The 21,064-nt window shown below is 42.1% G+C and carries 26 protein-coding genes; 25 read left to right on the top strand and 1 reads right to left on the bottom strand.

Annotation, left to right across the window (positions count from 1 at the left end; all coding sequences use genetic code 11):
- The first annotated feature begins 4 nt into the window (after window positions 1-4).
- From MKY18_RS14270 to MKY18_RS14220, 11 genes are read left to right on the top strand one after another with little or no spacing between them, the layout of a single operon-like run.
- On the top strand, window positions 5-1,306 hold the full coding sequence (locus MKY18_RS14270; protein WP_268507048.1) for a PBSX family phage terminase large subunit: 1,302 nt from the start codon (window positions 5-7) through the stop codon (window positions 1,304-1,306).
- A complete protein-coding gene (locus tag MKY18_RS14265; RefSeq protein WP_065099045.1) occupies window positions 1,303-2,760 on the top strand; it encodes a phage portal protein in 1,458 nt (485 codons plus the stop codon). Before MKY18_RS14270 ends, MKY18_RS14265 begins: the two co-directional genes overlap by 4 nt.
- 38 nt (window positions 2,761-2,798) lie before the next feature.
- Window positions 2,799-3,887 (top strand): XkdF-like putative serine protease domain-containing protein, encoded by a 1,089-nt coding sequence (locus MKY18_RS14260; RefSeq protein ID WP_065099044.1) that lies wholly within the window; start codon window positions 2,799-2,801, stop codon window positions 3,885-3,887.
- Window positions 3,888-3,909: 22 nt separating this feature from the next.
- The gene (locus MKY18_RS14255) at window positions 3,910-4,833 is read left to right on the top strand and encodes a phage major capsid protein (RefSeq protein ID WP_065099043.1); all 924 of its coding nucleotides are present in this window, start codon (window positions 3,910-3,912) and stop codon (window positions 4,831-4,833) included.
- Window positions 4,834-4,846: 13 nt separating this feature from the next.
- The gene (locus tag MKY18_RS14250) at window positions 4,847-5,230 is read left to right on the top strand and encodes a DUF3199 family protein (RefSeq protein ID WP_065099042.1); all 384 of its coding nucleotides are present in this window, start codon (window positions 4,847-4,849) and stop codon (window positions 5,228-5,230) included.
- A complete protein-coding gene (locus MKY18_RS14245) occupies window positions 5,227-5,583 on the top strand; it encodes a YqbH/XkdH family protein (RefSeq protein ID WP_044140769.1) in 357 nt (118 codons plus the stop codon). Before MKY18_RS14250 ends, MKY18_RS14245 begins: the two co-directional genes overlap by 4 nt.
- Window positions 5,580-6,077: an HK97 gp10 family phage protein gene (locus tag MKY18_RS14240; RefSeq protein WP_065099041.1), complete on the top strand. Its 498-nt coding sequence runs from the start codon at window positions 5,580-5,582 to the stop codon at window positions 6,075-6,077. Before MKY18_RS14245 ends, MKY18_RS14240 begins: the two co-directional genes overlap by 4 nt.
- A 4-nt stretch (window positions 6,078-6,081) precedes the next feature.
- Window positions 6,082-6,537 carry a phage portal protein gene (locus MKY18_RS14235; protein WP_065099040.1) on the top strand — a complete coding sequence of 152 codons (456 nt, stop codon included), beginning with the start codon at window positions 6,082-6,084 and terminating at the stop codon, window positions 6,535-6,537.
- Window positions 6,524-6,736: a hypothetical protein gene (locus tag MKY18_RS14230; RefSeq protein WP_003212736.1), complete on the top strand. Its 213-nt coding sequence runs from the start codon at window positions 6,524-6,526 to the stop codon at window positions 6,734-6,736. The genes MKY18_RS14235 and MKY18_RS14230 overlap by 14 nt, the downstream gene beginning before the upstream one ends.
- A gap of 3 nt (window positions 6,737-6,739) precedes the next feature.
- On the top strand, window positions 6,740-8,086 hold the full coding sequence (locus MKY18_RS14225) for a phage tail sheath family protein (protein WP_065099039.1): 1,347 nt from the start codon (window positions 6,740-6,742) through the stop codon (window positions 8,084-8,086).
- Window position 8,087: 1 nt separating this feature from the next.
- The gene (locus MKY18_RS14220; RefSeq protein ID WP_003213309.1) at window positions 8,088-8,531 is read left to right on the top strand and encodes a phage tail tube protein; all 444 of its coding nucleotides are present in this window, start codon (window positions 8,088-8,090) and stop codon (window positions 8,529-8,531) included.
- A gap of 285 nt (window positions 8,532-8,816) precedes the next feature.
- Here the strand turns inward: MKY18_RS14220 and MKY18_RS14215 are convergent, their stop codons facing one another.
- Window positions 8,817-8,906, bottom strand: a complete 90-nt coding sequence (locus tag MKY18_RS14215; RefSeq protein WP_080772987.1) for a putative holin-like toxin — start codon at window positions 8,904-8,906, stop codon at window positions 8,817-8,819.
- Between the two features lie 152 nt (window positions 8,907-9,058).
- Here MKY18_RS14215 and MKY18_RS14210 point away from each other — a divergent pair, with 152 nt between their 5' ends.
- From MKY18_RS14210 to MKY18_RS14145, 14 genes are read left to right on the top strand one after another with little or no spacing between them, the layout of a single operon-like run.
- Window positions 9,059-9,499, top strand: a complete 441-nt coding sequence (locus MKY18_RS14210; protein WP_012011040.1) for a phage portal protein — start codon at window positions 9,059-9,061, stop codon at window positions 9,497-9,499.
- A 41-nt stretch (window positions 9,500-9,540) separates the two neighbouring features.
- Complete coding sequence (locus MKY18_RS14205; RefSeq protein WP_088002055.1) at window positions 9,541-9,678, top strand: hypothetical protein; 138 nt, start codon at window positions 9,541-9,543, stop codon at window positions 9,676-9,678.
- A complete protein-coding gene (locus MKY18_RS14200; RefSeq protein WP_342497550.1) occupies window positions 9,679-13,782 on the top strand; it encodes a transglycosylase SLT domain-containing protein in 4,104 nt (1,367 codons plus the stop codon). It begins immediately after the preceding gene.
- Window positions 13,775-14,443, top strand: coding sequence for a LysM peptidoglycan-binding domain-containing protein (locus MKY18_RS14195; RefSeq protein ID WP_003213616.1), 669 nt, complete (start codon window positions 13,775-13,777; stop codon window positions 14,441-14,443). Before MKY18_RS14200 ends, MKY18_RS14195 begins: the two co-directional genes overlap by 8 nt.
- 11 nt (window positions 14,444-14,454) lie before the next feature.
- Complete coding sequence (locus tag MKY18_RS14190) at window positions 14,455-15,465, top strand: hypothetical protein (RefSeq protein ID WP_044140764.1); 1,011 nt, start codon at window positions 14,455-14,457, stop codon at window positions 15,463-15,465.
- The gene (locus MKY18_RS14185; protein ID WP_065099036.1) at window positions 15,462-15,728 is read left to right on the top strand and encodes a DUF2577 family protein; all 267 of its coding nucleotides are present in this window, start codon (window positions 15,462-15,464) and stop codon (window positions 15,726-15,728) included. Before MKY18_RS14190 ends, MKY18_RS14185 begins: the two co-directional genes overlap by 4 nt.
- Before the next feature lie 14 nt (window positions 15,729-15,742).
- Complete coding sequence (locus MKY18_RS14180) at window positions 15,743-16,165, top strand: DUF2634 domain-containing protein (protein ID WP_012011034.1); 423 nt, start codon at window positions 15,743-15,745, stop codon at window positions 16,163-16,165.
- A complete protein-coding gene (locus tag MKY18_RS14175) occupies window positions 16,158-17,207 on the top strand; it encodes a baseplate J/gp47 family protein (RefSeq protein WP_065099035.1) in 1,050 nt (349 codons plus the stop codon). The genes MKY18_RS14180 and MKY18_RS14175 overlap by 8 nt, the downstream gene beginning before the upstream one ends.
- On the top strand, window positions 17,191-18,114 hold the full coding sequence (locus MKY18_RS14170; protein WP_065099034.1) for a YmfQ family protein: 924 nt from the start codon (window positions 17,191-17,193) through the stop codon (window positions 18,112-18,114). Before MKY18_RS14175 ends, MKY18_RS14170 begins: the two co-directional genes overlap by 17 nt.
- Before the next feature lie 11 nt (window positions 18,115-18,125).
- Entirely contained in the window at window positions 18,126-18,509 is a 384-nt protein-coding gene (locus MKY18_RS14165) for a phage tail protein (RefSeq protein ID WP_065099033.1), read from the top strand.
- A gap of 14 nt (window positions 18,510-18,523) precedes the next feature.
- The gene (locus MKY18_RS14160) at window positions 18,524-19,402 is read left to right on the top strand and encodes a hypothetical protein (protein WP_065099032.1); all 879 of its coding nucleotides are present in this window, start codon (window positions 18,524-18,526) and stop codon (window positions 19,400-19,402) included.
- Window positions 19,403-19,412: 10 nt separating this feature from the next.
- Window positions 19,413-19,742: an XkdW family protein gene (locus MKY18_RS14155; protein ID WP_065099031.1), complete on the top strand. Its 330-nt coding sequence runs from the start codon at window positions 19,413-19,415 to the stop codon at window positions 19,740-19,742.
- Window positions 19,739-19,912, top strand: a complete 174-nt coding sequence (locus tag MKY18_RS14150) for a hypothetical protein (RefSeq protein ID WP_003212881.1) — start codon at window positions 19,739-19,741, stop codon at window positions 19,910-19,912. The genes MKY18_RS14155 and MKY18_RS14150 overlap by 4 nt, the downstream gene beginning before the upstream one ends.
- Window positions 19,913-19,919: 7 nt before the next feature.
- Window positions 19,920-21,050 carry a pyocin knob domain-containing protein gene (locus tag MKY18_RS14145; RefSeq protein ID WP_065099030.1) on the top strand — a complete coding sequence of 377 codons (1,131 nt, stop codon included), beginning with the start codon at window positions 19,920-19,922 and terminating at the stop codon, window positions 21,048-21,050.
- Window positions 21,051-21,064 lie beyond the last annotated feature (14 nt).

Raw genomic sequence — 21,064 nt, 5'->3', positions numbered from 1 at the left:
ATTGATTGAAAAAGAAGTCAATCCTCACTTTGAACATTTTCTATTCGATTGGAATCAAAAGTTTCAATTTTTAGTAGGCGGCTACGGCTCCTCGAAAAGCTATCACATTGCGTTAAAACTCATTTTAAAGCTGCTGGAAGAAAAACGGACAGCACTTGTCATTCGAGAAGTATATGATACGCACCGCGAATCAACCTTTTCTCTCTTACAAGAGATCGTCAGCGATCTTGGCATCGATCATGTGGTGAAGTGCCGCAGTTCGCCGCTTGCCTTGACGTTTCGAAATGGCAGCAGCATCTTATTCAAAGGGCTGGACAAGCCTGAGAAATTGAAATCGATTAACAACATCTCGATGATTTGGATTGAGGAGTGTTCAGAGGTTTCTTATGAAGGCTTTAAAGAGCTGCTTGGAAGATTGAGGCATCCGTCCTTACCGCTTTATATGATGTTATCGACCAATCCTGTTGGTCAAGATAATTGGACGTACAGACATTTCTTTCGAGATGAACAGCTGAAGCGATTTGTCCTAGATGACGAAACCTTATACAAAAAACGCACCGTTGTGATCAAGGATACGTACTATCATCACTCCACAGCGGAAGATAACCTATTTCTCCCTAAAAGCTATGTGAAACAGCTGGATGAGCTGAAAGAATACGACCCAGACCTCTATCGAATTGCGAGGAAGGGCTATTTCGGCATCAACGGCACAAAGGTTTTTCCTCAATTTGAGGTGAGAAGTCATTCTGATGTATTAGAAGCCATTCAGCAGATTGACCGGCCGCTAAAACGAGCAGGCATGGATTTTGGATTTGTTGAATCATACAATGCGCTCATTCGATTAGCCGTCGACCATGAAAAAAAGTACTTATATATTTACTGGGAATATTACGACCGCGGGAAAACAGATGATGAAACAGCTGTTGACCTAAAAGAGTTCATTGAATCAAAGGAACTCATCAAAGCCGATGCAGCCGAGCCTAAAACCATTCACTATTTTCGGCAGCGTGGATTTCAAATGGTGGCAGCACATAAGTTCCAAGGCTCTCGTTTGCAGTATACGAAAAAGATCAAACGGTTTAAAAAAATCATTTGCTCTGATGCTTGTCCGTACACAATCTATGAACTTCAATCACTGACCTATAAGGCAGATAAGGATGGACGTTTAGAGGAAGATACATTTCAAATCGATCCGCACACATTATCAGCGATCTGGTATGCGCTGGATGATTATGAAGTGACGGATTTGAAACAGACCGCCTCAGAGCGTGTCCGTCCAAACAGAGAGAGGAGGTCCATACAATGAAACAATTGAAAGCAACGATTATGAAGGCAAACATGTCTGATCATACAAAACAAATGTATGCAGATGAATTTTCCTATGAAAAAGATGACATTGTTCCCCCTCCTTACAACATCAATGAATTAAAAAGCATGGCAGAATATTCAACCATTCTTCAGCAATGTATTGATGCGTACAAAACGAATATTTTAGGCTTTGGATTTGGGGTGGAATACGCCTTTGACTTTAATGCAGAAGGTGTAAAACCGGCAAAAAAGAAAGCCGCAGAAAAGGAATGGACAAGACTTGAAGAGTTTACGAAGTACATGAACTATGATGAGTCCGCTGATGTGATTCTTGGCTATGTCCTCGAAGACCGAGAGAAAACGGGCAATGGTTTTTTAGAGGTGCTGAGAGATGGACAAGGAAAGCCGGCCGGAATCGAGTATTTAGATGCGCTTCATATCCGCATTTGCAAGCTTAGTGAGCCAGTCGACGTCGAATTCAGGTACACCGAAAATGGCGAAATGAAGACAATGAATCGAAAGAAACGATTCCGTAAATATGTACAGGTAATCAACGAAAAGAAAGTCTTCTTCAAGGAGTATGGTGATCCGCGCATTTTGCACTGTGAAACAGGCAAGTACGATGACACTACACCAGAGCCGCTTCGCGCAACAGAAGTGATTCATTTTAAAATTGGCAGTGGAACGTATGGGATTCCCCGCTGGATTGGCAACATCGTCAATATGTACGGAGCACGCAAGGCAGAGGAGCTGAACTATCTTTATTTTAAACAAGGGCGGCATGTACCAGGTGCCATCATTGTCGAAAATGGCATGCTGTCAGAATCCTCTTATCAGCAGCTTCAAGATTATATGGACGATATTGAAGGATCTGATCATGCACATAAATTTCTATTGCTTGAAGTTGAAGGTCTGCCGACAGAAAAAGGGTTAACGGGAGAAGAAGATGTCTCAAATGTCAAAGTAAACTTCAAATCTCTAGCTGAGATCCTGCAAGAAGATGCGCTTTTTTTAGAATACGATGAAAAAACAAGAAACAAAATCCGCTCTGCGTTTCGCCTTCCGCCAATTTACACAGGTGAGTCTCAAGACTATAACAAAGCGACAGCAGATACAGCGCGTAAAACAACAGAAGAGCAAGTATTTCAGCCGGAACGTCATCTCATCACAGGAAAACTCAATACTCTTTTCCTGCCGGATCTTGAAATTTGGCATGTCCGTTTTCTATTAAATGGTCCTGATTTTAGAGACCCATTAGAGATTGCCAAGGTACTGACACCATTTATTCAGGCGGGAGCAGTGTCACCAAACGATTTGCGCGATCTAGCAGGAAGAATTCTCGGAAAAACGCTAGAGGAATGGCCTGAGGAACTGTATCACCGCCCTTTAGAAAGCCGCATGAAATCAGCTGAAGAAAAGCCTCAACCAGAGCCGGACCAGCTGACGAAATAAACAGAAGCGAGTGCGCTTTTTTGAAAGGGGGTGAACATATGCCAAGAGAACTAAAAAACGCTAAAATTACGCATGTTTCCTACGTGGACAAAGCAGCGAACAAGAAGAAATTCTTTCTGATGAAAGCAAAGAAAAAGCGGCCTGACTTTCAAAAGGAGGTCAGTGTCCTGACAAAGGCAGAAGATGCTCATCGCCTCGTGTACGGAGTCGTGTATGAGCCGAATACGCCTGATGCACATCAAGACTTTATGACAGCCAAGGAAATTGAAAGAGCGGCACACGGCTTTATGAAGGATGCCCGTCATATTGACAAGCAGCATGATTTTCAGGATGGTGTTGGCGAAGTGGTTGAATCATATATTGCTCCGGCTGATGTTGAAGTGGGAGGGGAGCTGATTCGCAAAGGATCTTGGGTGCTTGTGACAAAGGCTTCCCAAGAGATTTGGGATCAAATTCAGAAAGGCCACATTACAGGCTATTCAATGGCTGGAACGGCGGACATCGTCGCCATAGAAGAACAAGATCAGCTTCTATCTCAAGATACAAATGAGAGAGGGCTTTTTTCTTTGCTGAAAAATTTCTTTTTAAAAGAGGAAGGTGCAAACATGTCACAACCATTTTGGAACGTTTTAGACCATCTGCTGGAAACCTTACAGTCAAGTGATGGTGATGAGGCGGAAGTAAGAGCTGCCTTAGAACAGCTCATTCCAATCATGCAGGACATCCTGAAGACAGAGGATGTACTTCAAACGATTGGTGAAAGGCCAGCAGACGTACAAAAAGAAGAGGCCGCTTTGACGACGGATCAAGTACGAGAGCTCGAAAAAGCAAAAAAGGCCATCGAAAACGTCTTGCAGCAGGCTGAACAGCAGGAAACAGAACAAACAGGGGAAGAACCTGTCCAAAAAGTGCTCGAACAAGTCGTTGCACCGATTCGTCATCAGCTCTCTTCCTTAGAGAAATCAGCTAGCAGAGAAAAAGCAGCAATGCAGGAAGTGCTTCAGCAGCAGCTTTTGCCTATTTCAGAGCGGATTCACATGCTTGAAAAGGCAAGGGGCATATCAAAACAAACAATCCATGATACACAAAACGACACGACAAAACCCATATGGGATGGCTTACTATAAGCCGAAATAAGGAGGAAACAGTGTGAGAAATCAAGAGTTGATTCGTAAGGCTGAAATGACACTTGCCAGCTTAAAAACCGGCGGTCTCATGAACGCAACCCAATCCAACACATTCATTAGAATGATGCAAAACACACCAACCGTTTTAAATGATGCACGCATCATTCCGATGGAAAGTGATTCACAAAAAATCGAAAAAATCGGCTTTGGCCAGCGTATTTTGCGCCCGGCAGAGGAAGGCAAAGCGCTTGATGCGAAAGACCGTGTTGTCCCAGCGACAAGCACTGTCCAGCTAAATGCAAAAGAGGTCATTGCAGAAATTCATATGACCTACGACAGCATTGAAAACAATATTGAAAAAGACGGAATTCAGCAGACCATTATGCAAATGCTTGCTGAACGAGCGGCCGTTGATATTGAAGAGCTCATCGTCAATGGGGATACGACTTCATCAGATCCGTTTTTAGCCCAAATGGATGGCGTGAGAAAACAAGCAGTATCTCATATTGTTGATGCAAATGGAGCGGAAATTAGCCGCCAAATGTTTAAACAAGCCTATAAAGCGATGCCGTCAAAATATTTACGTGTACCTCAGGATTTCCGTTTCTACACATCCCCAAGTTTAGAGGTGGAATGGAAGGATCAAGTAGCAAACCGTCAGACAACTCTCGGAGATGCGGTGATTCAAGGCGGACTTTCTTCTGCATTCGGTGTGCCGGTCAAAGGTCTTGCCAATATGCAGCCATATGACGAAGCGGGAACAGACGTATCAGATATTTTGCTGACACACCCTAAAAATATTATCGTAGGTTTTTCTCGTCATATTCGAATTGAAGTAGAAAAAGATATTCGTAGCCGGAAATTTATTATAGTTCTGACAGCGAAGCTAGACAGCAAATTTGAGGAAGAGGATGCTGTAGCAAAAGTGATGAAAGTGAAAGAGTAGGTGACGGCAGGTCATGATTATTTCTCCTGAAGAACTGCAAGCCTATTCTGTATTTGAGCGTGTGAAAAATCGATCTGTAGAAAGACTGACAGCAGATATTATCGAAGCAGAAGCTGCGGTATTTCAGATCGTAGGTCATGATTTCTCAAGCGAAAAATATCAGCCCCTCCCTGAAAAAGCAAGAATCGCATTATTAAAAATGGCTCAATATTTTGCCATGCTGAATGATGATGAGTCTATGATGAAAGGCTTTACGTCAGAGAAAATGGGTGATTATTCATATGCGAAGGCAGCTGATCAAGTGAAAGGCAAACCTTATGTATATGCCCTGCTTGTCGATTACATTGAACCATCATTATCGGGCGGCAGTACCAAATTAAAGGTGAGATCATTATGAGTTATCAATCTCTCTTAACAGACCGCTGTGATCTTTTTCACCTTGAACATCAGGAGGCTTCCCGAGGAAAATTTGGGATTCCAGCTGATGACTTACAAATGACTCTTTCCTATCCTGATGCGCCTAGCCTGACGGACCTGGCTTGTTATGTCATAGAAAAAAATCAGTCACTTGTGCAAGAAGAGCCGAATACAGTGATTTATCAATCCTATCTTGTCCATTTTCCTTTAGCAAGTGATATTCGCCTACATGACAAAATGGTGTGGAACGGCGTCTCACTTAAGTTGCAGCAGCCCAAAATAATGAAAAATCATCACATTGAAGTGATGGCAGTCAGGAAGGAAAATCTATGAAAATTGATGGACTTGACCGGCTACTTTCACAGCTGGAAACAGCGTGTGCTGGCGGCTTAAAAGCAGAATATCAAGATTGGCTAGAGGATATGGGCCTAGAGCTTTTGGACATCATTCAAGATGAGCTAATCAAGGAGAATACTGTCGATACAGGCCGGCTTCTAAGCTCTTTTACGCAAGGAGACAAGGAGAATCATTTTCTCATGTCAAAAGGTGGTCTCACACTTGAAGTGGGAACGCAGCTTGAATATGCCTCCTATGTCAATGACGGACATGCTACTTCTTCAAGTGGGGAGCGAAGATGGGTGCCTGGCAGGTGGGCTGGCAGCCGCTTTGAATATGATCCGAATGCAAAGACAGGAATGATGCTTGCCTCTCAATGGATAGATGGAAATGGCTACTGGGATCATGCTGTCATGCTCTATGAGCAAATGTTTGAACGGTCGCTGGATCGAAAGCTTCAAAGCTGGTTCGATCGACATTTTGGGAGGTGATGAAATGAATCAAGAAGTCGGGGCAATCATGCATTATATTTACACACACTTTCCTGTGACAATGTATGATCGTCTTTTACCAGAGCGTTTTCAAGTACCATCCGTTTATGTGCCGCCCGTAACAGTCATCAGCGGTCCAGATACGGTATCTACGTTTATGAAATCTTATTCGCTGCAAGTGAAAGTGTTTCATATGGATTCAGAAAAAGCGCATGACGCGGCAGAAACGATTGTTGATGCATTGCTTGCTGATCGTCAAATGATTCAGATGATGAGTGAAGATGGAGAGGTGCTTGATGATTATGTCCGCATAAAAAGAGTGGAAACCAGAATGTTAGATCAAGGCGTAGCAGCGATTGTCCTGACGTGGGATAGCAGTTATTGGTACAACCGAGACAAACAAGCAAGCCTTGAAGATATCAATTTTTCAGATGGGGTGATCAAACGTGAGCAAGACTAAAAAAGCAGAGCCCGCTCAAACAGCTGGCGAAGAAAAAGAATTTGGCTTTTCATTTGAAGCCTTAAAGGAGCACAGTAAGGATCTTTTTGGGGTTAAACCAGAAATCCTTGAAGGTGCTCTTTTTTATATCAAACATCAACCAATTACAAAAACAGAAGCGAAAAAGCACATTGATGCTTTTTTGTCCAAGGAGGTTTAAAGGATGAACGGAGGCACATTTACACCAGGTACAGAGAAAAAGCGTCCTGGCATTTACTTTAATTTTAAAACAACAGCAGAGCAGCGAATTACTTTAGGCGATCGAGGTACGGTGGCACTTCCTCTTGTGATGAGCTGGGGAGAACCAAAAACCTTTATTTCCATTTCCAATATGGAAGACTTAAATAAAAAGGTTGGACTTAATATTGATGACAAGTCGCTTCTTCTTTTCCGTGAAGCAAAGAAAAAAGCGCAAACAGTCTTGCTTTACCGTCTAAACGAAGGGGAGCCAGCCAAAGCTGAAATCTCAGAAAACTTTGTGGTTACAGCCAATTATGGCGGTCTAAAAGGAAATGAGATCACCATTCAAGTGGCAGAAAATGTACTCGACAGCACCAAACGTGACGTCATTACTTATCTTGGAACAGATATTGTGGATAAGCAGATTGTGACGGATGTCAAAGATCTTGTGAAAAACAAATATGTTCAATTTTCTGGTGAAGGTGAAGCAGTTATCACAGCTGGTGTGGCACTAAGCGGCGGAAAAAACGGTGTGGCAAGTGTCGCAGATTATACAGCTTTCCTAGAAGCAGCAGAAACAGAATACTTTGATGTCATTGCGCTCCCAGTCGATAATAGTGAGCAATTAAAAGCAACCTTCGCTTCATTTATCGAGCGTCTACGTGATAAGCAAGGACGTAAGGTGCAAGGCGTTGTCGCTAACTATGCAGCTGACCAAGAAGGCATCATTAATGTGACAAGTGGTGTTGTGCTGGAAGATGGAACAGAACTAACACCTGCTCAAACAACAGCTTGGGTCGCAGGGGCTAGTGCAGGTGCAAACTTCAATCAGTCACTCACCTTTGTGGAATACGAAGGAGCGGTAGATACATTAGAACGCCTTGATAATGATCAAGTAGAATACCGGTTATCACAAGGGGAGTTCCTCTTCACCTTTGATGCGAGAGACCGCACGGTGAGTGTTGAAAAAGATATTAACTCTTTAACAAGCTTCACAGCTGAAAAGAATCAGCAAATGGCGAAAAACAAAATCATTCGTGTGCTTGATGCCATCAACAATGATTTAACGTTCGAATTAAAAAATCTGATTAAATTACGCAAAGCCAATGGCAATGACATTCCAGCATCCGATGATGGAGTGCAGCTTGTGAAAACACTGATTACACAGTATCTCACACAGCTTCAAGATGGCAGCGGCATTACAGGCTTTAACTCAGAAACAGATATCGTCATCGGTCTCAATGAAGATCGTGATGGATTTATCATCGATCTAGCTGTTCAACCAGTAGATGCAGCAGAAAAATTCTATTTCAATGTGGAGGTGAAGTAAGATGGCTTTTAAAGCGCAAAATACAATTTCAGGTAAAGAGGGTCGTCTTTTCTTAGAAGGTGAGGAACTTGCCTTTATCAAAACGTTTGAAGCAAACGTGGAAAAAAACAAATCAGAAGTCAACGTGATGGGCCGCCGAATGACTGGTCATAAAACAACTGGGGCAAACGGAACAGGAACGGCAACATTCTATAAAGTTACGTCTCGTTTCGTTCAATTAATGCTCAACTATGTGAAAAAAGGGGAAGATCCTTATTTCACTCTTCAAGCGGTGATTGACGATAAATCATCAGGCCGAGGTACTGAGCGTGTAACATTATTTGATGTCAACTTCGATTCAGCTAAAATTGCTGGACTTGATGTCGATTCAGAAGCACTAGAAGAAGAAGTACCGTTTACGTTCGAGGACTTTGATCTTCCTGAAAAGCTGAAGAATTCCTTTTAATGAACAAAAGGCATACAAATGACGAAAATATATGTTGTTTTTATTTTATTCAGCAATATGGTATAATTTTTCATAGTTACAGAGTAGCTACAAAAGAGTGACTGTGTAACCCCAAAGATTTTCTTAGAAATATGTTTACATGCAAAGTACTTTGCATAAAATAAAAAGAAGCCAGGATGCGTCAACATCCCGGCAATGTACAATTCGGCCCTCAAGGGGCTGGCTAATCGAATAGGATACTTTAGGATAGACTTCCCTTTTACCTACCAAAGCTCAAGGGGGAGTCTATTTTTTGTCTATATACGTCAACAGGGTTATAATAAATGACCCGAAAGCAAGCATTAACATTAGTGCTTGAAATGTTGACATGAGCATCACCCCCTTCCTATCGGGGGATGAGCCAGACACCCTTGAGCTAGCCGTTCAATTGTACAATTTAAATTATACATGAAAAGATTGGAAAGCACATTCAAAAATGGATGTGCTTTTTTGCATTCAAAAAAACATAACAAAGGGAGTTTTTAAACATGAGCGAAAAACAAACATTTGATCTTTCATTTTTTATGCCAGGACAAACAGTAGAAGCAGAAGAGGTCAAAGTGCCAATTTCTAAGCGTTTTGTTGATAAAAAAGGGAATGTCATTCCTTTTGTCTTTAAAGCCATTACAACTGAACGCATTGATGAACTGGAAAAAGAAAACACCACGTTCAAAAATGTCAAAGGAAGAGGCCGTGTGAAAGACTTAGACAGCCAACGCTTCTACGCACGTATTGCTATTGAATCAACGATTTACCCAGATTTCCGCTCAAAGGAATTAAGAGAAGCCTACAGCACACAAGATCCAGTTGAAGTCGCAAAACGTGTATTATCTGTCGGCGGTGAATACGCAAACTGGTTAAACAAGGCCATTGAAATCAACGGATTCGAAGACGAAATTGAAGATTTAGAAGAAGCAGCAAAAAACTAATAAAAGATGGGGATAAAGAAGCCGTGTTTTTATATTACGCCATGCATGAGCTTCACTACTCCCCATCTGAACTCCTAGATTTATACGAATCACCAAGACCGTTCAAAGCACTCCTATTCGGACTCATCAGCTACAAGCTCGACATGCTAGAAAAAGAAGCAAAGAAAGGAGGGAAATAATTGGCGAAACTCACTGCACGATTTGAATTAGAAGACAAAGTATCGAAGAAGCTGCTGCGAATACAAAAGCGATTTCAAACATTTGAGAAGCAGCTCAAACCATTTAGAAAACCGGTGAAAATAAACCTGGATATAGATGACAAGAAATTAAAAAACTTCAGTTTATCGCTTCGAAAAATTTCAGTGATTTCCATGAGACTGGATCAAGGAATCTTTCGTGATCTTAAAGCATTAAACAATCAGTTAAATATGCTCCCGAATCACTTGGTCATATCCATTCAAGCGAAGGGGCTAAATGTCATTAAATCCAGCATAAATCGTTTAAAGCAAGCGGGAACAAGCCCCATTATGCTGACGTTTAAACTAAACGATCAATTGTCAGATAAAATGTCATCAATCAAAAAATCTATCTTTCAGCTCATGAACAGAACGTACTATATGAGATTAAACATGGTTGACCAAGCCACCGCTGCAATTCAACGAATCAAAAAGACACTCAAAAGCTTGACGATGTCTAAACACGAAATCAGAGTGTCTGTTCAAGACAATGCAAAGAGTAAGTTGAAAAAACGAGATCAAGCAGAGTCGGTTGTGAAAGAACAAAACATAAAAAAAGAACCTGAGGCTGTTAGTCCGTCAGTGAAAGCGGAAGATCCTAAACAGAGCTGGCTCCAGAGCCTTGCCAATAAGGGATTAAGTGAAATTCAAAAATATGCAGGTGACGTTGCAGATAAAGTGAAGGAAAAATTGAGTCCTAGAAAATTTTGGGATGAAAAGGCACTTCCTTGGGTTGAAAATAAAATAGAAGAGTACAAGCAAGACGTGATCGGAAGAATTAAAGAGAAGATTAAATTTAATCCTGAAAAAAAACTAGATCAATTAGTGAAGGCTGGATTAGATCGACTCTTAGGTGCAAGTGATCAATCAAGTGAAAGTACCACTCAGACACCAACAACAGCGCCAACAACAGCACCAACATCTACACCATCAAATCCAGCTCCCAAAACGAAACCACAGTCACGAGGTGGAAAAGGCTTGTTTCGCAATAGTTGTTGCCCCTGTTGTGCAAGAGGTTTAAGCAGGGGAGGATCTACTAAAACTAAAAATCGAAATGGTCGCTCACCAAGACAGACAAGAAATCCAAATGCTACATCAAGGGCCGAAATGAATAGAAGACCCCCAAGTAGATTAGGGAAGCTGAAAACAAATGCAGGTAAATTATTTGGAAAAATCCCTAATGGACTAAAGAAAGGTGCGGGTATCGCAGCTTCAGCTGGTGGACTTACGGGTTTAGTGAAAGGTAGCAAGGGGTTAAGTGGATTAGGGAAAGCGATGAAAAGTATAGGTAAAGGGAGCGGCAAGTTATTAAAGAAAGTACCTATTCTAGGAAGTGTACTTAGTGCAACAAATCTAATCGGTATGAACAAAGAGAATGCTGGTGAAAAGATTGGTACGACTGGAGGCGGCATCGCCGGCGGAATGGCAGGTGCTGCAGCAGGTGCAGCTATTGGAAGCGTAGTCCCGGGGATAGGTACAGCCATCGGCGGTCTAGTAGGTGGCATCGCTGGAAGTATGGGCGGAGAATCTATCGGTGAAACAATTGGGAAATGGTTTGATGGCGGCGGATTTGAAAAGATTGGCCAAAAAGCCATTGAAATCAAAAATCAAATTGTCGAAGTTTGGTCAACAGTCGCGGCTTGGTTCACAGAAAATGTCTGGACACCATTAAGCAGTACGGTTGTCACAGTAGCGTCAGCCATTTGGTCAAGTTTAGTCAATGCCTGGACATGGATACAAGAAACGTTCAGTGCAGTAGCAGGCTGGTTTATTGAAAATGTCTGGACACCGCTCAGCGACACAGTCGTTACAGTAGCAACGACCATTTGGACAAATCTAGTCAATGCTTGGACATGGATACAAGAAACGTTTAGTGCAGTAGCAGGTTGGTTTATCGAAAACGTTTGGACACCGCTCAGCGACACAGTCGTTACGGTAGCAACGACTATCTGGTCAAGTTTAGTCAATGCCTGGACATGGATACAAGAAACGTTCAGTGCGGTAGCGGGTTGGTTTATTGAAAACGTTTGGACACCACTGAGCAGTACAGTTGTTACAGTCGCTACAGGGATTTGGACAGCATTATCAAATGCATGGAAAAAGATACAATCAATCTTTGGAGCTGTATCGACATGGTTTATGGAAAATGTGTGGAATCCACTTGTAGATACGGTAGGAACCATTAAAGACAGTTTCGGTAAAAAGTTTGAAGAAGCATATAAAGTGGTGACAGATATATGGGATGGATTATCCAAATGGTTTGAGGACAACATTCAAAAGCCGATTGTAAAAGTAGCAGAAGCTATTGGTGATGGGTTTTCTAAAGCGTTTGGCTGGGTTAAAGATTTGTTTAATAAGGCTGGCGGTGGGGTTGATTTTGTATTGAAACATGTCTTTGGAGGTGCTGATAACAATGCCACAGGCGGCTATATCACCCAGCCAACCTTATCATGGGTCGGTGAAGCTGGTAACGAATTTGTCATTCCAACTCAAAATAACCGAGGGCGCGGGAAGATGCTGCTTGCTCAGGCTGCTTCTCAACTTGGAATGTCTGTTATGCCAAGCGGAGCAGCTGGAAATCAAGTATCAAGCTCTCCAGCTCCTACAGCAGTAGCTTCATCATCTTCTGTCGGTTCAATAGACGGATCGGTCGCGATGACTGGGAACATTCAAGCCTCCAGCATAGGCGAGCAATTTAATAAGGATTTTGAACAAGGATTAAATCAAAAAATGATTACACTTGATCAATGGAAACAAAAGAATATTCAGCAGCCTTTTGGTCAATTGACCTCAGACTCAAATAAGTATGGTCAGCAAACAGTTGCTGCTTTTGCGAATGGTCAGCAGGTGACACCAACAGGAACAGACAGCTTTTTGCAAAGTCGTGTAAAAGCACCATACCAACAAATGATGACAGCATCGCCAACTTGGGGTTCTGGAACGGTTAGTGGTTTTGCCACAGGTCAAAATGCCACATCAGTTGGTACTAGCCAATACGTAGATCAGCACATCAAACAACCATTTCTACAAGCAAAACAAGAATCACCAGGCTGGGGCTCAGGAATGATGGATGCCTTTAACAGTGGCATGCGTTCAAAAGCAAGTGAAGTCACACAAGCCGCCAAAGAAATGGCGAAGAAAGTAGAGCAGGCGTTTAGAGAGGAATTAGACATTCATTCCCCTTCACGCGTCATGATGAGTCTTGGGAAATTTGCATCGATCGGTGTCGTCAAAGGGCTCGACTCAGTGGATGTGAAAAAGTTTGCTGAAAATCAGGCTGGTTCATTAATTGGAGCTTTCAGCGGTATGGGGGCTTCGGGTCTTAGTGTTCAGCAATGGCTCATGGCAGCTCTCATGGCAACTGGCACATCGATGAACTGGCTTCCAGGTCTGATGACCATTGCGCAGCATGAATCGAATGGAAATCCGAGAGCAATCAACTTATGGGATTCTAACGCCAAGAAGGGAACACCTTCTAAAGGCTTAATGCAAACCATTGGACCGACGTTTAACTCCAATAAAGGCAAGGGCATGAATAACATTTGGAACCCAATTCATAATGCCGTAGCAGCCATTAACTACATTAAGGGCAGATATGGAACAGTCTTCAATACACCGGGATTACGAAGTATGAGAAGAGGCGGACCTTATAAAGGCTACGCAAATGGTGGACTGATTACTCAGGAGCAGGTTGCTAGAGTCGGTGAAGGAAACAAACGCGAATGGATCATTCCTGAAGAAAGAGGCATTCGCGGAAGGTATTTATTAACGCAGGCAGCCAAGGCACTTGGGATGCAAGTATATGATCCAGCAAATGCGTCTGCTCCTTTACCAGAATCACAGATGCAGCAAGTCACCTCAGCTCAGTCTTCTAGTCGTACGGCATCGTCAAGTAATAAGCAAATCACCATTCAATTGAATGGGGATCAGCATTTTCATAATGGACAAGATCAGCAATCGCTTGTCGAAAAAATTAGACAAATGCTCGTAGATGAACTGGAAGTAGAGCTTCATACAGGAACGAAGGGGGTCGTGATCGATGGGTAAATCAGTGTATCAATTGTGGATTTCCCAAGGAAAGGACAAGTTGCGATTCCCTGTCCTTCCATCTGAACTTGAAATCACAAATAACGTACAAAATGAAACGGTAAAGGTTGCCTCTTTTGGAGAACTGACCTTTATTGATGTCCCATCGGCTAAACAAGTATCATTCACTTCATTATTTCCTAAGAAATATTCGCCAATTGCTGAATATAAAAGCATTCCATCACCGGAGAATGCGATAGCGAAAATAGAACGAATGATGCGTTCGAAGAAGTCTGTGCGGTTGATTGTAACGGGGACAAAAATCAATATGACGTGCAGCATTGAAAGCTTCACCCATAAAGAAGGATCCTACGATATTGGCGATCGTGAATTTACGATCGAGTTAAAGGAATACAAAACCGCATCGCCTAGGAAAATTAAACGAAAGAAAAAAGCAAAACAAACGAAAAAGAAAAGGCCTTCAAAAACACCGCCAAAAATGTACACCGTCAAAAAAGGGGATACGCTATGGGCCATTTCAGGCAGGTTTTATGGCGACAGTACAAAATGGCGGCGTATTTGGAATGCCAATAAATTAGCGATGATTAAACGGAGCAAACGCAATATTAAGCAGCCGGGGCATTGGATTTTCCCTGGACAAAGGTTAAAAATACCACAATAGGGGGGCTGGCATTGATCGAGCTTTTTGCCATCAGAAGCGGCACCATGTATGAGCTTGTCACAGAGAGTGTGACACTTCAGGGGCAAAGGTATCAAGCCCCTCGCTCTATTCAAGCAAATATTATCACAAAGCAAGGGAGTCAAACATATTACCGTGTCTCAGAAGGGGACACGGTTCTTTTTAAATGGAAAGGAAAAGAGCTGTTCAGAGGCATTGTGTTTTCTCGGACGCCTGTTGAAGGGAAACTGACCTTTACCGCATACGACATGCTTCAATATTTGGTGAAAAACCAAGATGTTTATGTTTTTTCAAAACAAAGAGCAGATCAAATCTTGAGACGGATTGGGGCTGACTTTCAAATTCCAATGACCTCCATCGCCAATACAGGTCATGTCATAAAATCACTAGTGTTTAAAAACGATACGAGCCTATATGACATGATTCTGAAAGCATTAAAAGAGACAAAGCGGCAAACCGGCAGAAACTATCAAATCTATTCTGCTAAAGGAAAGATGGGGCTGAGAGCTTGGCCAGATCCAGAGGACGTATGGGTCATTGAATCAGGTGTCAATCTCATTGGCTATCAGTACAGCACCTCGATTGAAGAGACAGCCACTCGTGTCAAGCTGCGCACGTCTGCAGATGAACAAGGGAAAAATAAGAAAAAAGGCAGCAAATCAGAGATTGTAGTGGTCGAACAGGATAAAGCAGGTCAGAGTAAATACGGTATTTTACAACATGTTGAGACGGTTACAGGACAAATCAACCAGCCGCAGCTGCAAAAAAGAGCCAAAGTACGGCTGGCAGAGAAAAAAGGCGTGAAACAAGAAGTCAAAAGCATCCAAGCGCTAGGCATTCCTGAACTGCAAAGCGGTCTTCCAATCTATTTGAAAATCCCTGAAATCAACGTAAAAAAAACGTACTGGATCGATCAGGACAAACATGAATTCAGTGGGGTGAAACACACCATGACAATTGATGTCGTTGAGAAAAATTCCATTCCAAAGGGTGATCAAGCGTGAGGTTAAGTGAAGCGATTAAACGATTAGCAGTGAATGCTGTAGACGCCGCCTCTCCAATTGATCTGGTGGTTGGAGAAGTCACGGCAGTTTCTCCTGTAAGCATCCGGTTAAATGAAAACCATAAACTGATCATCCCGGAAGAATTACTGATTTGGCCAAAGCGTCTAAACAAGGGTGAGGATGATGAACTGAAAAGGGGAGACAGCATTATGGTGCTGGCAATGGCAGGAGGGCAATCCTTCTACATCATCGACAAATTGTAAGGGAGGTGATGAACGTGGCACTTTCACCAGAGGAAGAAATTGAGGAAACAGAAGAAGACGAAGAGGTGGAAACCTCAACGACGTATCGAATAGATGTTGAAACTGGCAGACTGACAGGTGAAACCATTTCAGGTATTGAAGCAATTCGTCAATTCGTTTATATGACACTTAGGACAGAGCGGTATGCACATCCTATTTACAGTCACGACATTGGCACTGAAATTCAGGAGCTCTTGACGGATACAGAAGCCACGGATGAATACAAAGAAATGGAGATTCCGAGGCTACTAGAGGAAGCATTGATTGTGGACGAACGGATTGATCATATTGAAGAGATAGAGGTCACTAAGGAAAATGACTCGTTTCATGTCAAGCTAGCTATTGTCACAGATGAAGGCACATTAGAAATAGAGGAGGTGATGGAGAGCGATGTTTGAGGAACAAACGTACGAAGCATTAATGGAAAGAATGCTAGACAGACTGCCAGATGACATAGATAAAAGAGAAAACAGCGTCATTTGGAATGCCTTGGCACCTGCTGCCGCTGAACTGGCCCAGTCCTATATTTGGCTTGATCAAGTATTCGAGCTGGTCTTTGCAGATACAGCACAAGGAGAGTTTCTAGATCGGCGGGCTGCTGAAGTAGGAATTGAAAGAAAACCAGCGACTAAAGCGGTTTGGTCCGCAGCTATTCAGCCGGAGGATATCAATATCCCAGCTGGCTCACGGTTTTTTATTGAAGACGTCTATTTCCAATATTCGATTGATGGCACGCTAGAATGCGAGACACCTGGCAGGGTCGGCAATGGTCAATTAACAGATCAGCCGCTACTTTCACTTGATACAATCCCAGGGCTTGAATCGATTATCATGAAAGATTTGGTGATACCCGGACAAGAGGAAGAAGATGACGCTACGTTATATGATCGCTACTTAATACGTGCTAGGCGGGAGGCTGTCAGTGCCAACAAGGCACATTATAAAAAATGGGCTGAGGAAGTGACAGGGGTTGGCAGAGCGAAGGTATTCCCGCTTTGGAACGGAGAAGGGACGGTCAAAATTGTCATTACAGACGGCAATCTAGATGTTGCATCAGATCTGCTTGTTAAAAGAGCACAGGAATATATTGACCCAGTACCAGGCGAAGGAGAAGGACAAGCGCCTATCGGTTCAAAAGCGACCGTCGAAAGCGCCAAATGGCTGAATATTGACATAGAAGTAGCCGTCGAACTTCAAATGGACTGGACCCTTGAAGGAGCGCAGAAAGAAATAGAAGAAAAGGTCAAAGCGCTGTTGAAATCAATCGCATTTGAAAAGAGTACCATTCGAATGTCCGCATTAAATGACATTCTGTACCATTCAGAAAGTGTATCAGATTATGCAAACGTGTTATTGAATGGGGAGTCAAAAAACTTAGTGTTACAGGACATTGAGATACCGCGTCTGAGGCAGGTGAAGGTTATTGAGCAAACAGGATGAAATGAAAAACTACTTGCCGCCATATTTTACAGAGATTTATGAAGTCGATCACCTGCTCAAAACAGAAGCGCCAGAGTTTGAGCAATTGGATGAATCCATTTTCGATTTAACGGATCAGTTCTTCCCTTTGACAGCGACATGGGGATTGAATAGATGGGAAAGAATGCTGAAGGTGCAGCGAGAATCAGATGATTCCATTGAACTTCGCAGAGCACGCTTACTCAATATGATGTCAAACATTCCACCGATCACGTATCTTTCATTAGAGAAATCGGTGAATCGCTTTCTCAAAAATCCAAGTGCCAGCATCCGTCTGACCACCAATCGCTATCATTTCGCCTTACGTGTGAACCTAGATGATCTGCAAAACACTAGATATATTGTAGAAATACTTGAAACGTTAAAGCCGGCTCATTTGGCTTATACGTTCACTGCATTTCATCATACCGATGTACATGAAAAAAATGATCATCACGGGAGGCTCACACTGCGAAGCAGAGTGGGTTTTTTCGATCATATCCCAATTTTACTCAATGGTGAATTTGTATTAAATGGTACGTTTTATCTGAGCGGAACTCGAGGGACAACCGATGTACCTGCTCGTTTTCGGCATTCGTTGAAGATGAGAATGCCGCTTCAGCACAAGTCAGAAACCACATATCGCATGAATTATGTCATGACTGGATCGGTACATGAAACAAGGCAAAAAGCGGCACTGACATTACGCACAAAAAACCAGCTGTCAAATCAAACCAAAAAGAAAATGACGTTCCGATTGCCAGTACAAGTCCAAACTGAACAGGGCGGCAGCTTACTAATTAAGGATCATTACTGGATTCTCGACGGATCTGTTCCGCTCGACGGATCAAAAATGCTAGCAGCTACTTCTCAAAAAATAGAGCTATAAGGAGGATCACAATGGCTGATCAATTAACCGTAACAACACTATATGCACGTCAACAAATGGCAAAGGCAAGAGCAGAAGGAACAAAACTCACAAAAGTCGTCAAAATGGCATTTGGAAATGGCGGGACGAAGGATGGGAAACCGATCTCACTAGACGGCACTGAACAAAAACTCAAAAAAGAACTCGTCCAAAAAGAGATTGATTCGTTTACATTCATGGAACCAGCAAAAATCCGCTACACCTGCACGATCGCCGAAGGAGAACTTGCAGGAGAAGTCATCAACGAACTAGCACTTGTCGACGAAAGCGGCAAATTCACCGCCATCCGCACCATGACAGACAAACAAAAAGACGGCGACATCGAATTTGTTTTTGAGATTGATGATATTTATTAATGGAGGGGAATGAAATGGACATCAAATCACCTTTACCGTTTGAAACCTCTGACAAAGCACATGCCAACTTATTTAACCGGATGGTCGACACTCTAGTTGAGAATGACAATGCGCTCAGGCTACAAATAGAAGGAATCACAAATGAAAGCTTATTTAAACTTACAGGCGATCAAGCCATTCAAGATGCATCAGTCAGCGGTGAGGAATATCCAGATGGCATTACGTTCATGGATATTGGACAAGCGAATGATACCGGATATCCTACGAGATTTGGCTTTGTGAAAAATGAAAAATATAGTAACTTTCGATTTGTTCAATATTACTATGGGACTGGAAACGAAGCGGGCAGTTATTTTGATAGCACGGGTACATGGTGCCGTCATTGGTGGACTGGATCTGGTTGGACCGACTGGCATAAGCTCTCTGGATTCTGTCATGCCAATATAGGTACAACTGGAAAACAGTTATTAACCAAAGGTGAGTATCAAAAAGTCCTTTTTAATCGAAAGATAAAAGACAGTCATAACAATTTTGATATCAAAAATAATCGCTTCATCTGCCCTGAAAACGGAATGTATTCAGTGAATGCAGGTGTTTATGTTGAAACCTTTCAACGATACGCAAACTTTGAATTATCGATCTATTTAAATGGTAGAAGGTATAAAAATATTGCACATCAAAGACAGAGTCCGACAAGCCCATCTGATGTGTTGAGCTTTAGTATGGGACTTTATGGTGCTGCGAACGTACCGGCTAATAAAGGGGATTATATAGAAATTTACATGTATGCAGGATATGACGGAGATGTTAGTCGTTATGTATCAGATAATTCAGGCTGGTACAACTATTTCGATATTACGGAATTAGGCGGCCGCAATTTCCCGAGAGTGTAGGAGGATTCTAATGATTTTATATGAAGCCATTAAATATAAATACCCTGATGCGGACCCGCAAAAGGATTTTGAATTAAGAAATGACGGTGCTGGTTCGTATATAGATGAGTGGCATCTAGATGTGCCAAAGCCAACGGCAGAAGAATTGAAAGAATGGTGGGAGGAATCTCAAATCAATCCAAGGTATCAACCGCCTCTTCCGCTAGATTATCTAGCACAAGAAGTAGCCAAAGAAAAGCTCATGAGAAAACAGCTTGAACATCAATGTGATCATCTAACAAACGAAATAAAAGCGCTAAAAAATGAGCTCCTTTTATATAAAAGAGAGCGTGAATCATGAATTATTGGGTGATGGCGTTGTATTTTAAATGGGTGACCCCTGAATTGGTCAAACAAGCGGTGGAACTAGGCGATTGTTCAATGGAAGATTTAAAAACAGGATATGAACAAAGGATGCTCACTCTAGAGCAGCTACAAGAAATGGAACCAAGCATCAAAGCAAGGGAGTGAAAACTGAATGGAAATAAAAGAACCAAAACCTTTTGAAGTAAATGATAAAGCACATGCTGATTTGTTTAATGACATGGTCAAAGTACTTCTTGAAAATGATCATGGATTAATAGAGCAGTTCTTAAAACATACAAATGATTCGAGAGTACACGCATCTGAAACAGAAAAGAAGAAATGGAATAATTCACAGAACTATAAGATCACAGCAGATAGTGGAAGACAGCTGATTAATGTATCTGCTGACGGCAGAATATTTGATGCGATAAAAGATAAAGGAACATGTACTTTTTATGCAGCTGCTGGTGTGGAGGATTCTCCGGCTTCATCAAATGTCTCAATCAGAGGGCTGCAGACAGTAGGTCAAGAAAATATTGGCTCTGGTTTTGCGATGGATAGTTCAGGTAATGCTTATTTTTTCTATTACGAAGCCGGACATACGTCGATTAAATGGACAAAGCTGCCTACAGAAAGCGATAGAAAAAGATGGGATAACGGTCAATTAGTAAAAATCACACAAGATGATGGAAAGCCCTTTTATCATGGATTTGCTAGCGAAACAGACTACAATACCCTTATGGAGACAGGGATGTATCTTATATATAATACTGGAGTGAACGGTCCATCGCCTTCCCATAATCGAGTGTTTTTATTGGTCATGAGTTATGGCAGTACATTAGTACAAATAGCATACGAATCTGTTTATGGGAAGAACACATACTTTAGAGTTCTTAGACACAAAGCACAATCATGGACACCATGGGAGAAGCAAATCACGCTATCAGATCTATTAGAAGGTTCATGGGAAACACCTAAAGAGATTAGTGGCAATTGGAAGGAATATGACCCTATTAATTTGCCAGTGAAATATCGAAAGAATCTCTTGGGGGAAGTTGAGATAGTAGGTGCTATAAAAGGTGGGATTTTAGGAAATAACCCAGTGTTTATTTTGCCTGAAGGATATCGGCCGCAGCAGGCAATCCATTTTGTGGGTATCGCTTCGAGTATAGGGACACCTGGAGTACCTCAATTCCATCGAACCTTAGTAGATAAGAATGGAAATGTATGTGTGCAATCATCTTCAAATAATGCTAATCCAACTGAGTTTATTACATTTGGTTTTAAGTTCAGTACAAGATAATTCCATAAACAATG

Source organism: Bacillus sp. FSL R7-0672 (assembly GCF_038601465.1).
Taxonomy (GTDB): domain Bacteria; phylum Bacillota; class Bacilli; order Bacillales; family Bacillaceae; genus Bacillus; species Bacillus pumilus.
Note: the sequence above shows the minus strand (reverse complement) of the source record. Positions and strands in the feature narration are given on the sequence as shown.

Excerpts from the sequence above, each read along its gene's own strand:
- MKY18_RS14165 (WP_065099033.1), top strand. The coding sequence starts at position 18,126 with ATGGCTGATCAATTAACCGTAACAACACTATATGCACGTCAACAAATG.
- MKY18_RS14155 (WP_065099031.1), top strand. The coding sequence starts at position 19,413 with ATGATTTTATATGAAGCCATTAAATATAAATACCCTGATGCGGACCCG.
- MKY18_RS14175 (WP_065099035.1), top strand. The coding sequence starts at position 16,158 with ATGTTTGAGGAACAAACGTACGAAGCATTAATGGAAAGAATGCTAGAC.
- MKY18_RS14235 (WP_065099040.1), top strand. The coding sequence starts at position 6,082 with ATGAATCAAGAAGTCGGGGCAATCATGCATTATATTTACACACACTTT.
- MKY18_RS14210 (WP_012011040.1), top strand. The coding sequence starts at position 9,059 with ATGAGCGAAAAACAAACATTTGATCTTTCATTTTTTATGCCAGGACAA.
- MKY18_RS14195 (WP_003213616.1), top strand. The coding sequence starts at position 13,775 with ATGGGTAAATCAGTGTATCAATTGTGGATTTCCCAAGGAAAGGACAAG.
- MKY18_RS14260 (WP_065099044.1), top strand. The coding sequence starts at position 2,799 with ATGCCAAGAGAACTAAAAAACGCTAAAATTACGCATGTTTCCTACGTG.
- MKY18_RS14250 (WP_065099042.1), top strand. The coding sequence starts at position 4,847 with ATGATTATTTCTCCTGAAGAACTGCAAGCCTATTCTGTATTTGAGCGT.
- MKY18_RS14150 (WP_003212881.1), top strand. The coding sequence starts at position 19,739 with ATGAATTATTGGGTGATGGCGTTGTATTTTAAATGGGTGACCCCTGAA.
- MKY18_RS14240 (WP_065099041.1), top strand. The coding sequence starts at position 5,580 with ATGAAAATTGATGGACTTGACCGGCTACTTTCACAGCTGGAAACAGCG.
- MKY18_RS14245 (WP_044140769.1), top strand. The coding sequence starts at position 5,227 with ATGAGTTATCAATCTCTCTTAACAGACCGCTGTGATCTTTTTCACCTT.
- MKY18_RS14265 (WP_065099045.1), top strand. The coding sequence starts at position 1,303 with ATGAAACAATTGAAAGCAACGATTATGAAGGCAAACATGTCTGATCAT.
- MKY18_RS14205 (WP_088002055.1), top strand. The coding sequence starts at position 9,541 with ATGCATGAGCTTCACTACTCCCCATCTGAACTCCTAGATTTATACGAA.
- MKY18_RS14160 (WP_065099032.1), top strand. The coding sequence starts at position 18,524 with ATGGACATCAAATCACCTTTACCGTTTGAAACCTCTGACAAAGCACAT.
- MKY18_RS14220 (WP_003213309.1), top strand. The coding sequence starts at position 8,088 with ATGGCTTTTAAAGCGCAAAATACAATTTCAGGTAAAGAGGGTCGTCTT.
- MKY18_RS14215 (WP_080772987.1), bottom strand. The coding sequence starts at position 8,906 with ATGCTCATGTCAACATTTCAAGCACTAATGTTAATGCTTGCTTTCGGG.
- MKY18_RS14145 (WP_065099030.1), top strand. The coding sequence starts at position 19,920 with ATGGAAATAAAAGAACCAAAACCTTTTGAAGTAAATGATAAAGCACAT.
- MKY18_RS14225 (WP_065099039.1), top strand. The coding sequence starts at position 6,740 with ATGAACGGAGGCACATTTACACCAGGTACAGAGAAAAAGCGTCCTGGC.